General features: G+C 37.6%; 16 protein-coding genes and 1 pseudogene. 14 read left to right on the top strand and 3 right to left on the bottom strand.

From position 1 onward, the window contains the following. Both rsfS and BANA01_RS01700 read left to right on the top strand, forming a co-directional pair. Complete coding sequence (gene rsfS, locus BANA01_RS01705; protein ID WP_063251362.1) at positions 1–357, top strand: ribosome silencing factor; 357 nt, start codon at positions 1–3, stop codon at positions 355–357. Then, the gene (locus BANA01_RS01700; protein WP_063251361.1) at positions 354–1109 is read left to right on the top strand and encodes a class I SAM-dependent DNA methyltransferase; all 756 of its coding nucleotides are present in this window, start codon (positions 354–356) and stop codon (positions 1107–1109) included. The genes rsfS and BANA01_RS01700 overlap by 4 nt, the downstream gene beginning before the upstream one ends. Before the next feature lie 52 nt (positions 1110–1161). Here BANA01_RS01700 and comER read toward each other — a convergent pair whose 3' ends face one another. Beyond that, positions 1162–1986, bottom strand: a complete 825-nt coding sequence (gene comER, locus BANA01_RS01695; protein ID WP_063251360.1) for a late competence protein ComER — start codon at positions 1984–1986, stop codon at positions 1162–1164. 87 nt (positions 1987–2073) lie between these two features. On the opposite strand from comER, the gene BANA01_RS01690 reads away from it, so the two are divergent. From BANA01_RS01690 to BANA01_RS01680, 3 genes and pseudogenes are all read left to right on the top strand, one after another. Beyond that, positions 2074–2706, top strand: coding sequence for a helix-hairpin-helix domain-containing protein (locus BANA01_RS01690; protein ID WP_063251359.1), 633 nt, complete (start codon positions 2074–2076; stop codon positions 2704–2706). A gap of 80 nt (positions 2707–2786) precedes the next feature. Next, positions 2787–3245 (top strand): annotated as a pseudogene (locus BANA01_RS01685) (ComE operon protein 2); the annotation flags it as partial. A 61-nt stretch (positions 3246–3306) separates the two neighbouring features. Further along, positions 3307–5640 (top strand): DNA internalization-related competence protein ComEC/Rec2, encoded by a 2334-nt coding sequence (locus BANA01_RS01680; protein WP_063251357.1) that lies wholly within the window; start codon positions 3307–3309, stop codon positions 5638–5640. A gap of 62 nt (positions 5641–5702) precedes the next feature. Here the strand turns inward: BANA01_RS01680 and BANA01_RS28945 are convergent, their stop codons facing one another. Next, positions 5703–5837: a YqzM family protein gene (locus BANA01_RS28945; RefSeq protein WP_045517769.1), complete on the bottom strand. Its 135-nt coding sequence runs from the start codon at positions 5835–5837 to the stop codon at positions 5703–5705. Positions 5838–6146: 309 nt separating this feature from the next. Between BANA01_RS28945 and holA the strand changes: the two genes are divergently transcribed. After that, positions 6147–7163, top strand: coding sequence for a DNA polymerase III subunit delta (holA, locus tag BANA01_RS01675; protein ID WP_063251356.1), 1017 nt, complete (start codon positions 6147–6149; stop codon positions 7161–7163). Positions 7164–7216: 53 nt separating this feature from the next. On the opposite strand, the gene rpsT is transcribed toward holA, so the two are convergent. Further along, on the bottom strand, positions 7217–7477 hold the full coding sequence (gene rpsT / locus BANA01_RS01670) for a 30S ribosomal protein S20 (RefSeq protein ID WP_063251355.1): 261 nt from the start codon (positions 7475–7477) through the stop codon (positions 7217–7219). Positions 7478–7671: 194 nt separating this feature from the next. Between rpsT and gpr the strand changes: the two genes are divergently transcribed. From gpr to dnaK, 8 genes are all read left to right on the top strand, one after another. Beyond that, on the top strand, positions 7672–8823 hold the full coding sequence (gene gpr / locus BANA01_RS01665) for a GPR endopeptidase (protein ID WP_063251413.1): 1152 nt from the start codon (positions 7672–7674) through the stop codon (positions 8821–8823). A gap of 94 nt (positions 8824–8917) precedes the next feature. Beyond that, positions 8918–10108: a stage II sporulation protein P gene (gene spoIIP / locus BANA01_RS01660; protein ID WP_063251354.1), complete on the top strand. Its 1191-nt coding sequence runs from the start codon at positions 8918–8920 to the stop codon at positions 10106–10108. A gap of 31 nt (positions 10109–10139) precedes the next feature. Beyond that, on the top strand, positions 10140–10454 hold the full coding sequence (locus BANA01_RS01655; protein WP_235847038.1) for a DUF3679 domain-containing protein: 315 nt from the start codon (positions 10140–10142) through the stop codon (positions 10452–10454). A 141-nt stretch (positions 10455–10595) separates the two neighbouring features. Continuing rightward, positions 10596–12431: a translation elongation factor 4 gene (gene lepA / locus BANA01_RS01650; protein ID WP_063251352.1), complete on the top strand. Its 1836-nt coding sequence runs from the start codon at positions 10596–10598 to the stop codon at positions 12429–12431. Between the two features lie 91 nt (positions 12432–12522). Then, the gene (gene hemW / locus BANA01_RS01645) at positions 12523–13665 is read left to right on the top strand and encodes a radical SAM family heme chaperone HemW (protein ID WP_063251351.1); all 1143 of its coding nucleotides are present in this window, start codon (positions 12523–12525) and stop codon (positions 13663–13665) included. Between the two features lie 124 nt (positions 13666–13789). Continuing rightward, positions 13790–14818, top strand: coding sequence for a heat-inducible transcriptional repressor HrcA (gene hrcA, locus BANA01_RS01640; protein WP_063251350.1), 1029 nt, complete (start codon positions 13790–13792; stop codon positions 14816–14818). A 207-nt stretch (positions 14819–15025) separates the two neighbouring features. Then, entirely contained in the window at positions 15026–15613 is a 588-nt protein-coding gene (gene grpE, locus BANA01_RS01635) for a nucleotide exchange factor GrpE (RefSeq protein WP_063251349.1), read from the top strand. A gap of 32 nt (positions 15614–15645) precedes the next feature. Continuing rightward, entirely contained in the window at positions 15646–17478 is a 1833-nt protein-coding gene (dnaK, locus tag BANA01_RS01630; RefSeq protein ID WP_063251348.1) for a molecular chaperone DnaK, read from the top strand. The last annotated feature ends 107 nt before the right edge of the window (positions 17479–17585 follow it).

Below are 17585 nucleotides of genomic sequence, written 5' to 3'. Positions count from 1 at the left end.
ATGTCTAATCAAGAGTTATTAAAAATTGCTGTAAAAGCTGCAGATGATAAAAGAGCGGAAGATATTTTAGCATTAAATATGCAGGGTATTTCTTTAATTGCCGATTACTTCATCATTTGTCACGGAAACTCGGACAAACAGGTTCAGGCAATTGCCAGAGAAATTAAAGAAAAAGCAGAAGAAAATGGATATAATGTGCGCAGAATGGAAGGCTTTGATGAAGCGACATGGATTTTAATTGACCTTGGAGATGTGGTTGCACATGTTTTCCATCGTGATGAGAGAAGTTACTATAAGTTAGAACGCTTATGGGGCGATGCGCCATTAGAGGATATTCGCAGTGAGCTAACAACATGAGTTATGAGCAGTTTGCCTATCTATATGATGAGCTCATGCAGGATGCTCCTTATGATGAATGGGTGAGATTTGTAAAAGAAAAGTTGGTTCAGTATCAAGTAAGTGGTAAAGATCTACTGGATTTGGCCTGTGGTACGGGAGAGCTCTCCGTTCGTTTCGCAAAGGAGGGCTTTTCGGTTACAGGTGTAGATTTATCTGCTGATATGCTCGCTGTTGCACAGGCAAAAGCACAAGAAGAGGGTTTGCAAATTCCTTTTTTTGAACAAGATATGGCAAATTTAGAAGGACACGAAGAATTTGATATTATCGGTATTTTTTGTGATTCATTAAATTACTTGCAATCTGATGACGATGTCATACATACATTTACTAGTGCTTACAAACACCTAAAGGATGGCGGGTTATTCTTTTTTGATGTTCATTCTATTTATAAAATTTCTCATGTTTTTATTAACCAAAGCTTTACATTAGCAGAGGAACATTTGTCCTATATTTGGAACAGTTTTGCTGGTGATTCCCCTAATAGTGTAGAGCATGAATTAAGTTTTTTTGTTTTAGATGAAAAGAGTGGACAGTATAATCGATTCGATGAACTTCATTATCAAAAAACATACCCTGTTCAACAGTACTCTGAGTGGTTAGAACAAGCAGGTTTTGAATTACTGGAAATCAGTGCAGATTTCAAGAATCAAGAACCACAAGAACAATCAGAACGAATATTCTTCATTTCAAGAAAAAAGCCATCTTTGTAAAAAAGATGGCTTTTCTTGAAAAAAATAAAGGATTTTGTTAAATCTTAACGAATTATTGCTTATAGAACTGTGAGTGAACCTTTTCTAGGTCTTCATTAAATTTTGAATGTGTTGCTTGGAAAACATGTTCAAAAATCTCTCCAAGCTCTTCCTCCATTACTTTAATACCCTCACCTGTGATACCACCCTTAACACAGACTTTTTCTTGTAACGAAGGCAATGTATAATGTCCCTGTTTAATTAACTCTCCAAGACCCACAATCATTTCACTGGCCATCACTGTCGCCGTTTCTTGATCAATCTCAGTTTCTTTAACAGCAGCAAGGATAAAACGTTGTAACAGATAACTGAAAAATGCTGGACCACAGCTGACAATATCAGAGGCCACCCTCGTAATTTTCTCGTCAATTGTTACTGGTACCGAAATTTTTGCAAATAAACTCTCCACTTTTGTTTTCCAACTGTTACTGCATTGTTCTCCATATGTTATAAGAGAAACTCCAGCTAATGCACGGTTTGTAATACTTGGAATAACCCTAATGACAGAACTAGTTGTTTTCGCCGCAAGTTGATTTGTATCGATTGGGCTTGTGATGGAAATGATGCATTTCCTAGTATTTAAATGGGGATTGATTTCTTCAAGGATTTTAAAAACATCCAAGGGTTTTACACAAATGAACACCAAATCGGATTGAGACGCGACAGCAGCTGCATTTTCCCCAACCCTAATATCATTATATTTATCTTTAAGCAGCATCGCTTTTGTTTTTGTTCTATTTGTTATCACCATTGAAGAAGGGGAAAGTGCTTTTCCATCAATCAAAGCCTCGATTAAAATTGTCCCCATATTACCGGTACCAATGATACCAATTTTCATTATTCCGACCCTCCTTCGCATGCAGATTCTCTAATAACAATATGAAAATTGATAGTGAAATATACCAACTGAAAGGATGAATTACTTATGAAGGATTGGATGTATCAGCATAAAATTTATCTCATTATCACTGTAATCATAGCTCTTATGACCGGTTATTATTTTTTTGATGAAAGAAAATCCCCTTCAGAAATTAATGTGGAAGAAGTTGTCCTAACAGACATAAATGGGGAAGAAGAGGCAGCCCAACCGCCGCAAAACCAAATTCAGGAAATCAAAAGCCTCATAGTAGATGTAAAGGGGCAGGTCAAAATGCCCGGAGTTTATTCAACTAGTCAGGATGAAAGAGTAATAGATGTGGTTCAGCGTGCGGGAGGCTTAACGGAAAATGCTGATGAAAGCAAGGTGAATTTTGCGGAACATGTCCAGGATGCAATGGTGATTTATATTCCCGCAAAGGGAGAGGATGGGAGTGTGACGCAGGGATTGACGACTAATCCTTCGGAAACGGGAGGCGCTAAACAAGGGAAAATTAATCTTAATAAAGCGGGTGAAATTGAATTACAAAACCTGCCTGGAATCGGTCCTTCAAAGGCGGCTGCCATTATAGAATACAGGGAAACAAATGGACTATTTAAAAATGTTGAAGATTTAAAAAATATAAGTGGAATCGGTGACAAAACATTTGATAAACTAAAAGATTTAATTACAGTTCAATAAGGAAATCTTATTGACCTATTAAAGTCTCCAATATTACACTTAAGGGAGAAATAAATCGAAATTTGGAGGAGTTGGAGAGAGTGGAACGCATTTCTTGGGATCAATATTTTATGGCTCAAAGCCATTTGCTGGCATTAAGAAGTACCTGCACGCGACTTACAGTGGGAGCAACGATTGTAAGAGATAAGCGAATTATTGCGGGTGGGTATAATGGTTCGATTGCGGGAGGAGACCATTGTATCGATAAAGGCTGTTATGTGATAGATAATCATTGTGTAAGGACGATTCATGCAGAAATGAATGCTCTCCTGCAATGTGCCAAATTTGGCGTACCTACCGCTGAAGCGGAAATTTACGTTACACATTTCCCGTGCTTACAGTGCTGTAAAGCTATTATCCAAGCTGGGATTAAAACTGTCTATTATGCAGAAGATTATAAGAATCACCCGCACGCACTCGAGTTATTTCAGCAAGCAAACGTAAAGACTGAAAAGGTAGAATTAAAAGAATCAGTGATCGATTTACGCCAATTAAATAAATAGTATGTAGACAAGCGCCGGTCTCTCCGGCGTGAAATTCTGCTGAAAAAAGGAGAACGATATGAATGGTAAATATTTTTATTTTGCAATTGCTGCATTATTAGGTGTTTTAACCTCGCTATTCTCTATGCTTCTGTTCCTTCTATTAACCCTTATTTACCTTATTCTTTTGAACAAATATAAGAGATATACCACCCCACAGCTTACATTCGTCCTCTGTCTGTTCTTTATTTTTTATCTCACCGGTGAACATACTGCAGCAAATAATAACTCTAAACTGTCAGACAGCCTATCTATCTTCCATGTGCAATATGCAGAGAACACAAAAGTGGATGGTGATATGCTCCAGGTTACAGCATTAGAAAAAAAGAATAAAGAAAAGCTTATAATACGCTATAAAATTAAATCAGAGGAAGAGAAAGAGAAGTTAAAAAACACCAACTTTTATGGTCGTCTCTGTCAAGTAACTGGACAATTGAAAAATCCTCCCTTTGCTAAAAATCCTAATGCATTTAACTACCGAAATTATTTATCCAGTAAACAAGTTTATAAGATCCTCGAACTAAACACACACCCTTTAAGCAAATGTTCCAGAGTTATATCAAGTCCATTAACTGTGATTAAAGAAATGCGTTTTATTGGCATTCGTTACCTTGAAAAAAGTTTTCCACCTGAAATTGCAGCTCTTTCAGCAGCATTAATTTTTGGTGATAGGAGTATGTTTGATCCAGAGACATTAATGGACTATCAAAGGACAGGCATTGTCCATTTACTGGCCATTTCTGGTCTGCATGTTTCTTTATTAATCGGGATGCTTTTTTATTTAGGCATTAGAATCGGATTAACCAGACAGTTTATGATGAATGTTCTTCTTATTATTTTGCCAATCTACGCGATTTTAACTGGTGCATCCCCATCTGTAATTCGGGCGGTGTTAACGATTTTCCTTGTTTTATTTATTTTAAGATGGAAGAAACAATTAAAACTGTCACCGATTGATGCTATAAGCATCACGCTGATGGTTTATGTGTTATTTACCCCGCTGATTATAACAGATGCAGGCTTTCAGTTATCTTTTTCCGTCAGTTTCGCAATTATTTTTTCTTCCACCAGCATTTTGTCTCGTTACCAGAAAATAGTTTCGGCAATGGTTGTCATATCCGTCATTGCACAACTTGCAGCGCTGCCAATATTACTGTACCACTTTTTTGAGGTTTCCTTTATGAGCATTGCGGCCAATCTTCTCTATATTCCACTCTTTTCGTTTGTTTTTCTTCCCGGTTTCTATCTTTTGTTTTTCATTCAGCTTATTTTTGATGATACTCCATCCATTCTCATAAATTTATTTATGAATATTATCACTTTGGCAAATGGCTTAATCGAACGGCTTGCAGACTTATCTTTTGCTCAACTCATAACCGGAAGACCCAATTGGCTAAGCCTTATCGTTTATATTCTGTTTATCCTGATGATTTTTCTAGTATGGGAAATGGGTTTGCAGAACAAAGGGAAACAAGTTATTATTCTTTTGGCGATTATCTTATTTACATTTCAGAACGTTTGGAATGTAGTAAATCCTTTTGGAGAAATCACCATGATTGATGTTGGACAGGGAGATAGTATATTGATCCACTACCCATTTAGTCAGGGTACTTATTTAATTGATACTGGTGGAACAGTTCAGTTCGAAGAGGAGCAATGGAAAAAGGCTGCAAAACCATTTGAAGTTGGGAGAGATGTCGTTGTTCCATTTTTGAAAGGCAAGGGAATCAAGAAAGTAGATAAATTGATTCTCACACATGGTGATAGTGATCATATTGGAGGGGCTTTGGCTGTTTTAAAGGAAATTAAAGTAAAACAGATCATTATGCCATCTGTTGCAGAACCTTCAAAATCAGAATTAACCATTATCCAGGAGGCTACTAAAAAGGGAATACAAGTAGTAAAGGTAGCTGAAGGAAGCCAATGGAAAAATAAAAAAAGCCTCTTTTATGTTTTAGGTCCTGAAAAAAATTATAAAGGTGAGCGAAATAGCGGTTCCATCGCAATAATCGCAAATATTGGAGGTCTTAAGTGGTTTTTTGGCGGTGATCTCGATCAAGAAGGTGAAGAAAGGATCATTAGGAAATATCCGGATTTGGATATTGATGTTTTAAAGGCCGGCCATCATGGCAGCAAAACTTCAAGCAGTGAGAAATTTATAAACAGTATTACACCATCGATTTCCTGGATCTCGGTTGGTGAAAAAAATCGCTATGGTCATCCCGATAACGAAGTGTTAGAACAACTATCTAACACAACTATTTATAGGACTGACCTGCATGGTGCAGTTACCTTTCGGTTTTATAATGAAAGTGGAACCTTTTCTCCCTTTTTACATAATATAAAGCAATAGCTCATGAGACACATAAGAGACTGCAGATATGCAGCCTCCAAAGGTTCATTATGTAGCGTACATTAGGATCCGATAATTTTAATAACTGTTGCAATAATAAACATTGTAGCAAAAAAACCAAAAGAAACGATAAAACCTACCCCAGAATCAATTGCGTCATTGCGTTTACTTTGCACATTCTTTTCAAATTCATTCACAGTATACCCCTCCTATTTCACATAATAGTATAAGCTTTTTTATTTAAAAAATCCAGCATACATTCAATATCTACTTCCTTTATTGACAAGAGTTGACACAAATACTTTAACCTAAAAAGGTGACACTAAATTTACACAAGGAACTCCGCCAAGCAATTAAATGATCCTAGGGCTTTGATTGCAGGCGTTCATTATAGATCGGGAATTGGCGCTTGTCAGAAAAGCGTCTATTCCCTTTTAACACTTGTCAAAATGTCCAAGCTTCATTACGATAGATAATGGAACGAGAATCGAAGGGGAGCTTGGATAATGGTATTAGATATATGGAAACAAATTAAACAACGGGAAATTGCTCCCATTTATTTATTATATGGTACAGAAGCATTTTTAATCAATGAAACAAAACAATTACTGCTTAATCAAGTTCTGGAGGAAGAAGAGAAGGACTTTAATTTTACCGCCTATGATCTAGATGAAGTCCCTATTGAAGCGGCGCTAGAAGATGCTGAGACTTTCCCTTTTTTAGGTGAAAAGAAAGTAATTTTTCTACATAATCCTAAGTTTTTAACCGCAGAAAAAACAAAGGAAAAAATGGATCATAATCTCTCCCGTCTTGAAGCATACATTAATGACCCAGCACCCTATACGGTTTTGGTTATCTCAGCACCGTATGAGAAGCTGGATGAACGAAAAAAAATTACCAAGCAATTAAAAAGATCAGCCGTCTCAGTAGAGGCTAAAAAGTTAAATGAACATGAGTTAAAAAAATGGGTAAAAGAGAGAGCAACCATGAATGGCATTGTCTTTGACCCGGATGCGCTGGATTTGTTAATCACCTTGGTTGGAACCAATATGTTTATGATTTCCAGTGAGGTTGATAAACTAGCTCTATATGCCGCAGAGGAAAAAAGGATTAACGCGGCAATGGTGGAAAAGTTAGTTTCAAGGTCTCTTGAACAAAATATTTTTACACTAATTGAGAAGGTTGTACAGCGAAAGCCAGAGGATGCACTTCGAATTTATTATGATTTGTTAAAACAAAATGAGGAACCAATAAAAATTTTAGCTTTATTGGCAGGGCAGTTCAGGTTAATTTATCAAGTCAAAGAGCTCTCACGCCGAGGGTATGGACAACAGCAAATTGCTGGTTTTCTAAAAACCCATCCCTTTCGTGTAAAGCTGGCAGCAGGGCAAGCCAATCAATTTAAAGATGAAGAATTGACTCATCTTATGGCGATGCTTGCTAATGCGGATCACCAGATGAAGACTGGCGGAATGAATAAGTCATTACTAATTGAAATGCTGCTCTTTAAAATAAAACGATAAAACAAAAAACGATTCCAACAGGGGAATCGTTTTTTGCATTTCGCTCTTTATTATTATAAAGAGTTAGCTTTTTTAGCAAGACGTGATTTTTTACGAGCAGCAGCATTTTTATGGATAAGTCCTTTAGCAGCAGCCTTGTCTAGTTTGCTAGCAGCAGTTGAGAATGCTTCTTTAGCAGCAGGAGCATCGTTAAGAGTAACAGCAGCTTCTACTTTCTTAACAGCAGTACGCATTGCAGATTTAGCAGTTGTATTTTGAGCATTACGAGCTTCGCTTGTTTTTACACGCTTAATAGCAGATTTAATGTTAGGCATTACTTTCACCTCCTACAAAGAATCGAGACTATATGAACTCGACTTTACCTTCATTCACAATTAATCAGAACAAGAGATATTTTATCAAACCAAACCCTATATTGCAATACTAGATTTAACTACATATAAGAATAACCTGAATGTTTTAGCCGAAAAGGGGCAAAAATAGGAAATAGTTTCTAACTAGATAAATGATGGGAGCGAGACATGTGCAGGAGAACAAGAACATTGATATTGACTTAAGCCAGTATTCCATTCGAACGGATTTAGCGATTGAAGCAAGAGAGATGGTTATTGCCGATAGGGAAGGCTCCGTTCAACAAGGAGAAAATATCTCCCAAATCGAAGGAGTCATTATTAAAGAAAAAGATATAGATGATATAAAAATATCATTAGTGGAGGTCACGGAAGCTGGAGGAAAACAGCTCGGTAAAAAAGCGGGCCGCTATTTAACGATGGAAGTACAGGGGATTAGACAGCAGGACACTCCTTTACAACAAAAGGTGGAAGAAATTTTTTCTAAAGAATTTGCTCACTTCTTAGAAGGAACTGGGATTAAAAAGGATGCCTCTTGCCTCGTGGTAGGGCTGGGGAATTGGAATGTTACACCTGACGCACTTGGCCCAATGGTCTGTGAGAACTTATTAATCACTCGGCATTTGTTCGAATTGCAGCCTGAACATGTAGAGGATGGGTACCGTCCGGTTAGTTCTTTGGTACCTGGTGTGATGGGGCTGACTGGGATTGAGACCAGCGATATTATTTTTGGTGTAGTAGAGAAAACCAAACCTGATTTTGTCATAGCCATTGACGCCTTGGCTGCGAGGTCTATTGAAAGAGTTAATTCTACCATTCAAGTTTCTGATACAGGTATTCACCCAGGGTCTGGCGTAGGAAATAAAAGAAAAGAATTAAGTAAAGAAACATTAGGAGTTCCCGTCATTGCAATTGGTGTTCCTACCGTTGTCGATGCAGTTTCCATTACGAGTGACACCATAGATTTTATTCTTAAGCACTTTGGAAAGGAACTTAAGGAAGGAAATCGGCCTTCAAGAGCCTTGGCACCAGCGGGGATGACATTTGGGAAACGAAAAAAGCTAACGGAGGAGGATCTTCCTGAAGAAAAGCATCGTCAGACCTTCCTTGGGATGATTGGAACATTAGAAGAAGAAGAAAAACGAAAATTAATATACGAGGTCCTCTCTCCTTTGGGACACAATTTAATGGTTACTCCAAAAGAAGTAGATGTGTTTATTGAAGATATGGCTAATCTGATTGCAAGCGGGTTAAATGCTTCGCTTCACAGTAATATTGATCAGGGAAATGCAGGTTACTATACGAGATGAATTATAAGTGTTCACCTCTCAATTACGAATAATGGTTCTAGCAATTCTAGTAATGTCATAAGTATTTACTAGAATTAAATTGAGAGGTGGAACCATGAAATCTACTAAGAATTCTGGATTGTTTTTGACTGTGCAAGGTACTAATCTAATAAAAGTAACCTCTTTTATCCTATTGTTTATGCTATTAGTGTTTTCTATTAGTGGGTTATTAACATCTTTAAAGCCTCAATTTCGGCCAGTGTCGGCTTCGGTTAATACCGCTGCAAATCAGGTGAATGGGAAAATGCTTTATCAACTAATGGCTTGGGAGAATCATCATTTTTTATCTATAGAAGATAATTTAACAGCGAGCCCTAAGTTAACCAACTTAATTTTCCAGCTCTCAAGCAATATAAATTTAAATGACCCAAGGAGCCTCTTAGGCAGAGAACTTCCAGGATTTTTTCAGTTTGATGGAAAAATCGTTGTGGCTGGTGAAGGTTCCAATTATACGAACATGCCGATGGAATCAGCACCGCCTATTGAAATAATGAAGGCGGAGCGTGAAGCTTCCCTGCAAAATTTAGAGGGCATTGATCAAGGCAGCAGCAGTGGTGATAAACCATCACCTTCACTTACAACAGGCGGTAAAAAGGTAGTACATCTCTACTTTACGCATAATCGCGAGTCCTACTTACCATATTTACAAGGGGTAACCGATCCTAACCTTGCGTACCATTCCCAGTTAAATGTCACAAAAATCGGGGATCAATTAAAAGCGGGTCTAGAGGCAAGAGGTATTGGAACATCCATTGATAAATCAGATGTAATGGGGTCTGTAAAAATGGCTGGTGCCTATTCGAAATCTGGTGAATTGGTAAGGGAAGCAATGGCAACAAATAATGATATTCACTATTTAATTGATATCCACCGGGATGCCCGACGTAAGGATAAAACCACCCCTATTATTAATGGACAGGCATATGCGCAGCTAGTTTTTGTGGTTGGAGGAAAAAACCCTAATTATGAAAAAAATCTAAAATTAGCAACAGACCTCCATAACTTATTACAAGAAAAATATAAAGGAATTAGTTGGGGAGTTTTAATGAAAAAGGACGCTGGCTCAAACGGTGTATACAATCAAAATCTTTCTGAAAATGCTTTGTTAATTGAATTCGGCGGAGTTGATAATACATTTGAAGAGTTAAACCGTTCAGCTGAAGCGCTTGCAGATGTTTTTAGCGAATACTTTTGGCAGGCAGAGAAAGTAAATTATGATGTAGACCAATCCACAGATAAACAATAGAAGTAAAGGAGCATGTCCTATGAAAATGTTCATGCTGAAATTTTTTTGTATCGTTTCACTTATGTTTATTTCGGTGTTAGCTGGTATGCAATTAGCGAATGACGGTATTCATAAAATGAAGGGCTATGACGACCCTAATTTTCAAAATGCTGTTGCCTTAAATGATAATGGTGACCATGTTAAGGCAACATTCTTGGGAAATGACATATCAAGCCATGACATCGATGAAAAGAAAAAGAAGCTTGAAGAAATAAGTGCCTTTAATCTATTTTCTTCGATGGGGAAGAAAATCTCGGAAGGTGTTTCTACTGCTTCTGAAAAACTTATTAACCTTATTACTCAATAATAAATATCAGCGGTTCCTCCTCGGAAACCGCTATTTTTATTTGTAAAACCCACCATCATCTTGTTTTCATTGAATCTTATTTCCCGTACTGATATAATCAAAAATAGTGTAATTGTGCGAGTTATAGTAGGAGTGAAACACATGAATAGAGAAGAAAAACTAAAAAGACAATCAAAGATTCGAAATTTCTCAATTATTGCCCATATTGACCATGGGAAATCAACATTAGCAGACCGTATACTAGAAAAAACGAATGCATTAACTTCACGTGAAATGAAATCTCAACTTTTAGATTCAATGGATTTAGAAAGAGAACGCGGGATTACGATAAAGTTAAATGCTGTTCAGTTGAAATACAAAGCGAATGATGGAGAAGAGTATATTTTCCATCTTATTGATACACCCGGGCATGTCGATTTTACCTATGAGGTTTCACGAAGTCTTGCTGCGTGTGAAGGTGCCGTTTTAGTTGTTGACGCGGCGCAGGGGATTGAGGCGCAAACCCTGGCCAACGTTTATTTGGCATTAGATAATAACCTAGAAATTTTACCTGTTATTAATAAAATCGATTTACCAAGCGCTGAGCCAGAAAGGGTTCGTAATGAGATCGAAGAAGTTATTGGACTAGACGCCTCTGGAGCGGTACTAGCCTCTGCTAAAGCAGGTATTGGGATTGAAGATATCCTTGAACAGGTAGTTAAAACGGTTCCTGCTCCGACTGGTGACCCTGATGCCCCGTTAAAAGCTCTAATTTTTGATTCCCTTTATGATGCCTATCGTGGTGTTGTTGCCTACATTCGTGTAGTAGAAGGAAGCGTCAAAGTGGGCGATAAAATTAAAATGATGGCAACAGGTGCAGAATTTGAAGTGAATGAAGTAGGTGTATTCACACCAAAATCATTATTGCTAGATGAACTAACCGTTGGGGATGTTGGATTCCTTTCAGCTTCAATTAAAAATGTCGGTGATACCCGTGTCGGTGATACAATAACTAATGCGAAAAATGGTGCAACCGAACCGCTTCCAGGATATCGTAAATTAAATCCAATGGTGTATTGTGGACTGTATCCAATCGATACTGCGAAGTTTAACGATTTACGTGAAGCATTAGAGAAGCTGCAGTTAAATGATTCTGCACTCCAGTTCGAGCCTGAAACATCACAAGCCCTAGGTTTTGGTTTTCGCTGTGGGTTCTTAGGTCTCCTTCATATGGAGATTATTCAGGAGCGGATTGAGCGGGAATTTAAGATTGATTTGATTACAACAGCACCAAGTGTTATCTATGATGTACACATGACAAATGGAACGCAATTAAAAGTGGATAACCCTTCAAATCTTCCGGATCCACAGAAAATTGACCACGTTGAAGAGCCTTACGTGAAAGCAACGATGATGGCTCCAAATGAATACGTAGGTGCAATTATGGAGCTTTGTCAGCAAAAACGTGGTATTTTTATGGATATGCAATACCAAGGTGAAAACCGTGTAGGCATCATCTATGAAATTCCGCTAGCAGAAATTGTTTATGATTTCTTTGATCAACTTAAATCTAGCACCCGAGGCTATGCATCATTTGATTATGAATTAATTGGCTACAAACCGTCTAGCTTGGTTAAGATGGATATATTGTTAAATGCTGAAAAGGTTGATGCCTTAAGCTTTATCGTCCATAAAGATTTTGCCTACGAACGCGGCAAAGTCATTGTTGAGAAGCTAAAGGAATTAATCCCAAGGCAGCAATTCGAAGTTCCTGTCCAAGCCGCTATTGGTCAAAAAATTGTTGCTCGTTCAACCATTAAATCCATGGGTAAAAACGTATTGGCTAAATGTTATGGGGGAGATATCTCTCGTAAACGAAAGCTGCTCGAGAAACAAAAAGAAGGTAAAAAGCGGATGAAACAGGTTGGTTCTGTTGAAGTCCCACAAGAAGCCTTCATGGCTGTCCTTAAAATGGATGATAACAATACAAAAAAATAAAAACGAAACGGGAGGTTAGGACAAGTCTTATTAATAGGCAAAATCCAGCCTCTTTTTCTTTCAAGAGACTAACCGAATAGAAGGTGAAAGTATGATTAAAGCTGCCTATCTCCATATCCCCTTTTGTGAACATATTTGCCATTACTGTGATTTTAATAAAGTTTTCCTAAAAGGGCAGCCGGTAGATCAATATTTAGAGGCACTTGAGCAGGAAATGATACTTACTTTACAAAAATATCCAACAGATCAACTGGATACCATATTTGTGGGTGGCGGTACACCGACCTCCTTAAATGCGAAGCAGCTTGAGAAATTTTGTGACAGTATTAGCAGAAACTTACCGATGAGTAAACAACTTGAATTTACTTTTGAAGCGAATCCAGGAGATTTAAGCAAGGAAAAATTACAAATATTAAGGAATGCAGGTGTAAACCGACTCAGTCTTGGTGTTCAAACCTTTAATGATGAACTATTAAAGAGTATTGGTCGTGTCCATCGTGCCGAGGATGTTTACCAGACTGTAGAGAATGCAAAGTCTATTGGCTTCAAAAATATTAGCATTGATTTAATCTTCAGTCTGCCGACCCAAACCATAACAGATTTTAAAGATTCATTGATTGAGGCTTTTTCACTGGACATTCAACATTATTCGGCGTACTCGTTAATTATTGAACCAAAAACCGTTTTTTACAATCTTATGCAAAAAGGGAAACTTCCTACACCGGGAGAAGACGCGGAAGCGGAGATGTATAAACTGCTAATGGAACAAATGGAACAGTATGGATTTAGCCAGTATGAAATTAGTAATTTTTCAAAGCCTGGCTATGAAAGCAAACATAATCTAACATACTGGAAAAACGATTTTTATTATGGATTCGGTGCAGGAGCACACAGTTATGTGAATGGCTGGAGACGATCGAATGCAGGACCATTAAAAAAATATATGGAACAAATTGCTGACGGAAATCTCCCTATTTTTCAAGAACACCAAACTTCAAAAGCAGAACAAATAGAAGAAGAAATGTTTTTAGGTCTGCGAAAAACAGATGGTGTGTCTATATCCCATTTTATCGAAAAGTTTGATATGGACCCACTTCAAATTTTTGAAAATGAGATCTCTGATTTAATTGCCAAAAAATGGATCGAAGTAAAAAAAGATAATATATATTTAACTAAAACAGGGCGGCTGCTAGGAAATGAAGTTTTTCAATCATTTTTAGGTGTCATAAAGTAAGATTTTAAAAAGGCGCTTTTGTATTTTCTTGATAGCAAATGATTGACACCCTCCCCCTTTTTTTGATAATTTATTAATAGAATTAGCACTCGACTTCAATGAGTGCTAACAGAGGTGATGAAAGGTGTTAACAGATCGTCAATTATTGATTCTTCAGGTTATTGTTGATGATTTTATTCGGTCTGCACAACCTGTCGGCTCAAGGAGTTTGTCTAAAAAAGAAGAAATTTCATTTAGTTCAGCAACCATTCGGAATGAAATGGCTGACCTTGAGGAATTAGGCTATATAGAAAAAACTCATACTTCTTCAGGTCGTGTTCCTTCTGAAAAAGGCTATCGGTACTATGTAGACCATTTACTGTCGCCTCAAGTCTTAAATAAGCAGGATATTTCGATTATTCAATCGATCTTTGCGGAAAAGATTTTTGAATTCGAGAAAATCATACAAAAGTCAGCAAAGATTTTATCTGAGCTTACCAATTATACTTCAATCGTTTTAGGTCCAGCTGCAAGCTTTAATAAACTTAAAAGAATACAAATTATTCCTTTAAATAAGGAATCAGCTGTAGCTATCTTTGTTACGGATTCAGGACATGTTGAAAATCGGACATTTTATTTGCCTCCTTCCGTTGATGCAAGTGATTTGGAAAAAACAGTAAACATATTAAATGAACGGTTAACAGGGGTAGCTCTTGAGGATTTAAACGATAAAATTTATAAGGAAGTAGCAACCCTGCTGAGGCAGCATATTCGGAATTACGATTTAATGCTGCACACCATTGCCGATTCACTTAAAATGCCGGTTAATGAAAAACTCTTCTTCGGTGGAAAGACAAATATGTTAAGCCAGCCCGAATTTCATGATATCAGTAAAATACGTACTCTTCTGCAAATGATTGATCACGAAGAGTGGATCTATCCGTTAATCAAAAATGACTCTGCTGGTATCCATGTAAAAATCGGCAGGGAAAACAACAACAGTGCAATGGAAAATTGCAGTCTTATTACCGCAACCTATTCTGTTGGTGCGGAGAGTTTGGGCACCATTGCGATTCTTGGACCAACGAGAATGGAGTACTCACGTGTCATAAGCTTACTGCAGTTTTTAAGTAATGATTTAACCTCAGTATTAACAAACCTGTATCAAAAATAATAGCAGTGGAAATATTGAGTAAGGGTGTAATACTGCGTATTACACTTAGGTAAAATACTGCGTATTACACTTAGGTAAAATACTGCGTATTACACCTAAGTAAAATACTCTTTTTCACTGAGGGTGAAATGATTTGTTTTCACCCACCTTTTCATGAAATTAAACAATTACTATAAATGTTTAACAACCTTTAAGGAGGTGAGTAAGTTGACAAACGAAAAGAACAACACAGTTAATGAAGAAGTTGAATTTGAAAACAGTGAACAAGTTGAACTTACCAATGAGGAAGTTGAAACAGTTTTTGCTGGAGAAGAAACCAAAGAAGATTCAATCGATATAGACTATGCTGCTGAGATTCAAAACCTCACTAGTAAATTAGAAGAAGCAGATAATCGTTATTTGCGTCTTCAAGCAGATTTTGATAACTTCCGCCGTCGTACTCGATTAGATATCGAGGCAGGTGAAAAATATAGAGCACAAAAATTGGTCACTGATTTGCTCCCGGTTTTAGATAACTTTGAGAGAGGTTTAAAAGTTGAAGCTGATAACGAGCAGACCAAAACGTTGCTTCAAGGTATGGAAATGGTATATCGAAGTTTAGTGGAGGCCTTGAAAAAAGAGGGTGTCGAGGCAATTGAAGCTGTTGGTAAAGAATTTGATCCGAATTTCCATCAAGCCGTTATGCAAGGAGAAGATGAAGATTTTGGTTCAAATATTGTGACTGATGAATTCCAAAAAGGGTACATCTTAAAGGATCGTTTGATCCGCCCATCAATGGTTAAGGTAAACCAGTAAGACCTACATATTATATTTAGGAGGAAAAGGTTATGAGTAAAATTATCGGTATTGACCTTGGTACAACAAACTCATGTGTCTCCGTACTAGAAGGCGGCGAGCCAAAGGTTATTCCAAATCCAGAAGGAAACCGTACAACACCATCCGTAGTAGCATTTAAAAACGGTGAACGCCAAATTGGGGAAGTAGCTAAGCGTCAGGCTGTTACGAACCCAAATACCATCATGTCGATTAAACGTCATATGGGAACAGATTATAAAGTGGAAGTAGAAGGTAAAAACTATACTCCACAAGAAATGTCAGCTATTATCCTTCAATATTTAAAATCTTATGCTGAAGATTATCTAGGCGAGCCAGTTACAAAAGCTGTAATTACTGTACCTGCTTACTTTAATGATGCAGAGCGTCAAGCAACAAAGGATGCAGGAAGAATTGCTGGTTTAGAAGTTGAGCGTATTATCAACGAGCCCACTGCTGCAGCGCTAGCATACGGTTTAGATAAAACCGACGAAGACCAAACCATTCTTGTTTATGACCTTGGCGGCGGTACATTCGACGTTTCTATCCTTGAATTAGGTGACGGCGTATTCGAAGTTAAATCTACTGCTGGTGATAATCGTCTAGGCGGAGATGACTTTGACCAAGTAATTATTGATTACCTAGTTGAGCAATTCAAAAAAGAAAATGGGATTGACCTATCTCAAGATAAGATGGCATTACAGCGTTTAAAGGATGCTGCAGAAAAGGCGAAAAAGGACTTATCCGGAGTAGCTTCAACGCAAATTTCTTTACCATTTATCACTGCTGGGGCTGCTGGTCCACTTCACCTTGAAGTAACAATGACTAGAGCGAAATTTGATGAGCTATCTGCTCACCTTGTTGAACGTACAATGGGACCAACTCGTCAAGCATTAAGTGACGCAGGTTTATCTCCATCTCAACTTGATAAAGTTATTCTTGTTGGGGGTTCGACGCGTATTCCTGCTGTTCAAGAGGCTATTAAGAAAGCAACAGGTAAAGAGCCGCACCGCGGAGTAAACCCTGACGAAGTAGTGGCAATGGGTGCTGCTATTCAGGGTGGCGTAATCACTGGTGATGTTAAGGATGTTGTTTTACTTGACGTTACACCACTTTCACTTGGTATTGAAACAATGGGCGGCGTATTTACAAAGTTAATCGACCGTAATACAACGATTCCAACATCAAAATCACAAGTATTCTCAACTGCAGCAGATAACCAAACGGCTGTAGATATACATGTTCTTCAAGGGGAACGTCCAATGGCAAATCTAAATAAAACTTTGGGCCGCTTCCAATTATCTGATATTCCACCAGCTCCACGTGGAATTCCACAAATTGAAGTAACGTTTGATATTGATAAAAACGGTATTGTAAATGTACGTGCAAAAGATCTTGGTACGAATAAAGAACAACAAATCACAATTAAATCTTCAACAGGTCTTTCAGATGAAGAGATTCAAAAAATGGTCAGAGAAGCTGAAGAAAACGCTGAAGCTGACAAACAGCGTAAAGAAGAAGTGGAGCTTCGTAATGAAGCCGATCAGTTAGTTTTCACAACCGAAAAGACATTAAAAGATCTTGAAGGAAAAGTGGACGCTGCTGAGGTTGCAAATGCAAATGAAGCGAAGGATGCTTTAAAAGCTGCAATTGAAAGCAACGACTTAGCTGAAATTCGTGCTAAAAAGGACGCATTACAAGAAATCGTTCAAGCGTTAACCGTTAAGCTTTATGAACAAGCTGCTCAGGCAGCCCAAGGAGCACAAGGTGCAGAAGGCGGAGCGAGTGGCGCTAAAGATGACAATGTAGTCGACGCTGAATTTGAAGAAATTAAGGAAGAAAAATAAAATTTCGATTAACGAACCAATGAAAAAGTCAAAGTCAGCATCGGCTTTGGCTTTTTCTTTGTAATTTATGTTTTTATTGTGTTAGAATAATCTTTATGTGACAGATT

Origin of the sequence: Neobacillus niacini NBRC 15566, from assembly GCF_001591505.1 — a bacterium.
GTDB lineage: Bacteria > Bacillota > Bacilli > Bacillales > Cytobacillaceae > Neobacillus > Neobacillus niacini.
This window is presented reverse-complemented; position numbering and strand designations above follow the sequence as displayed.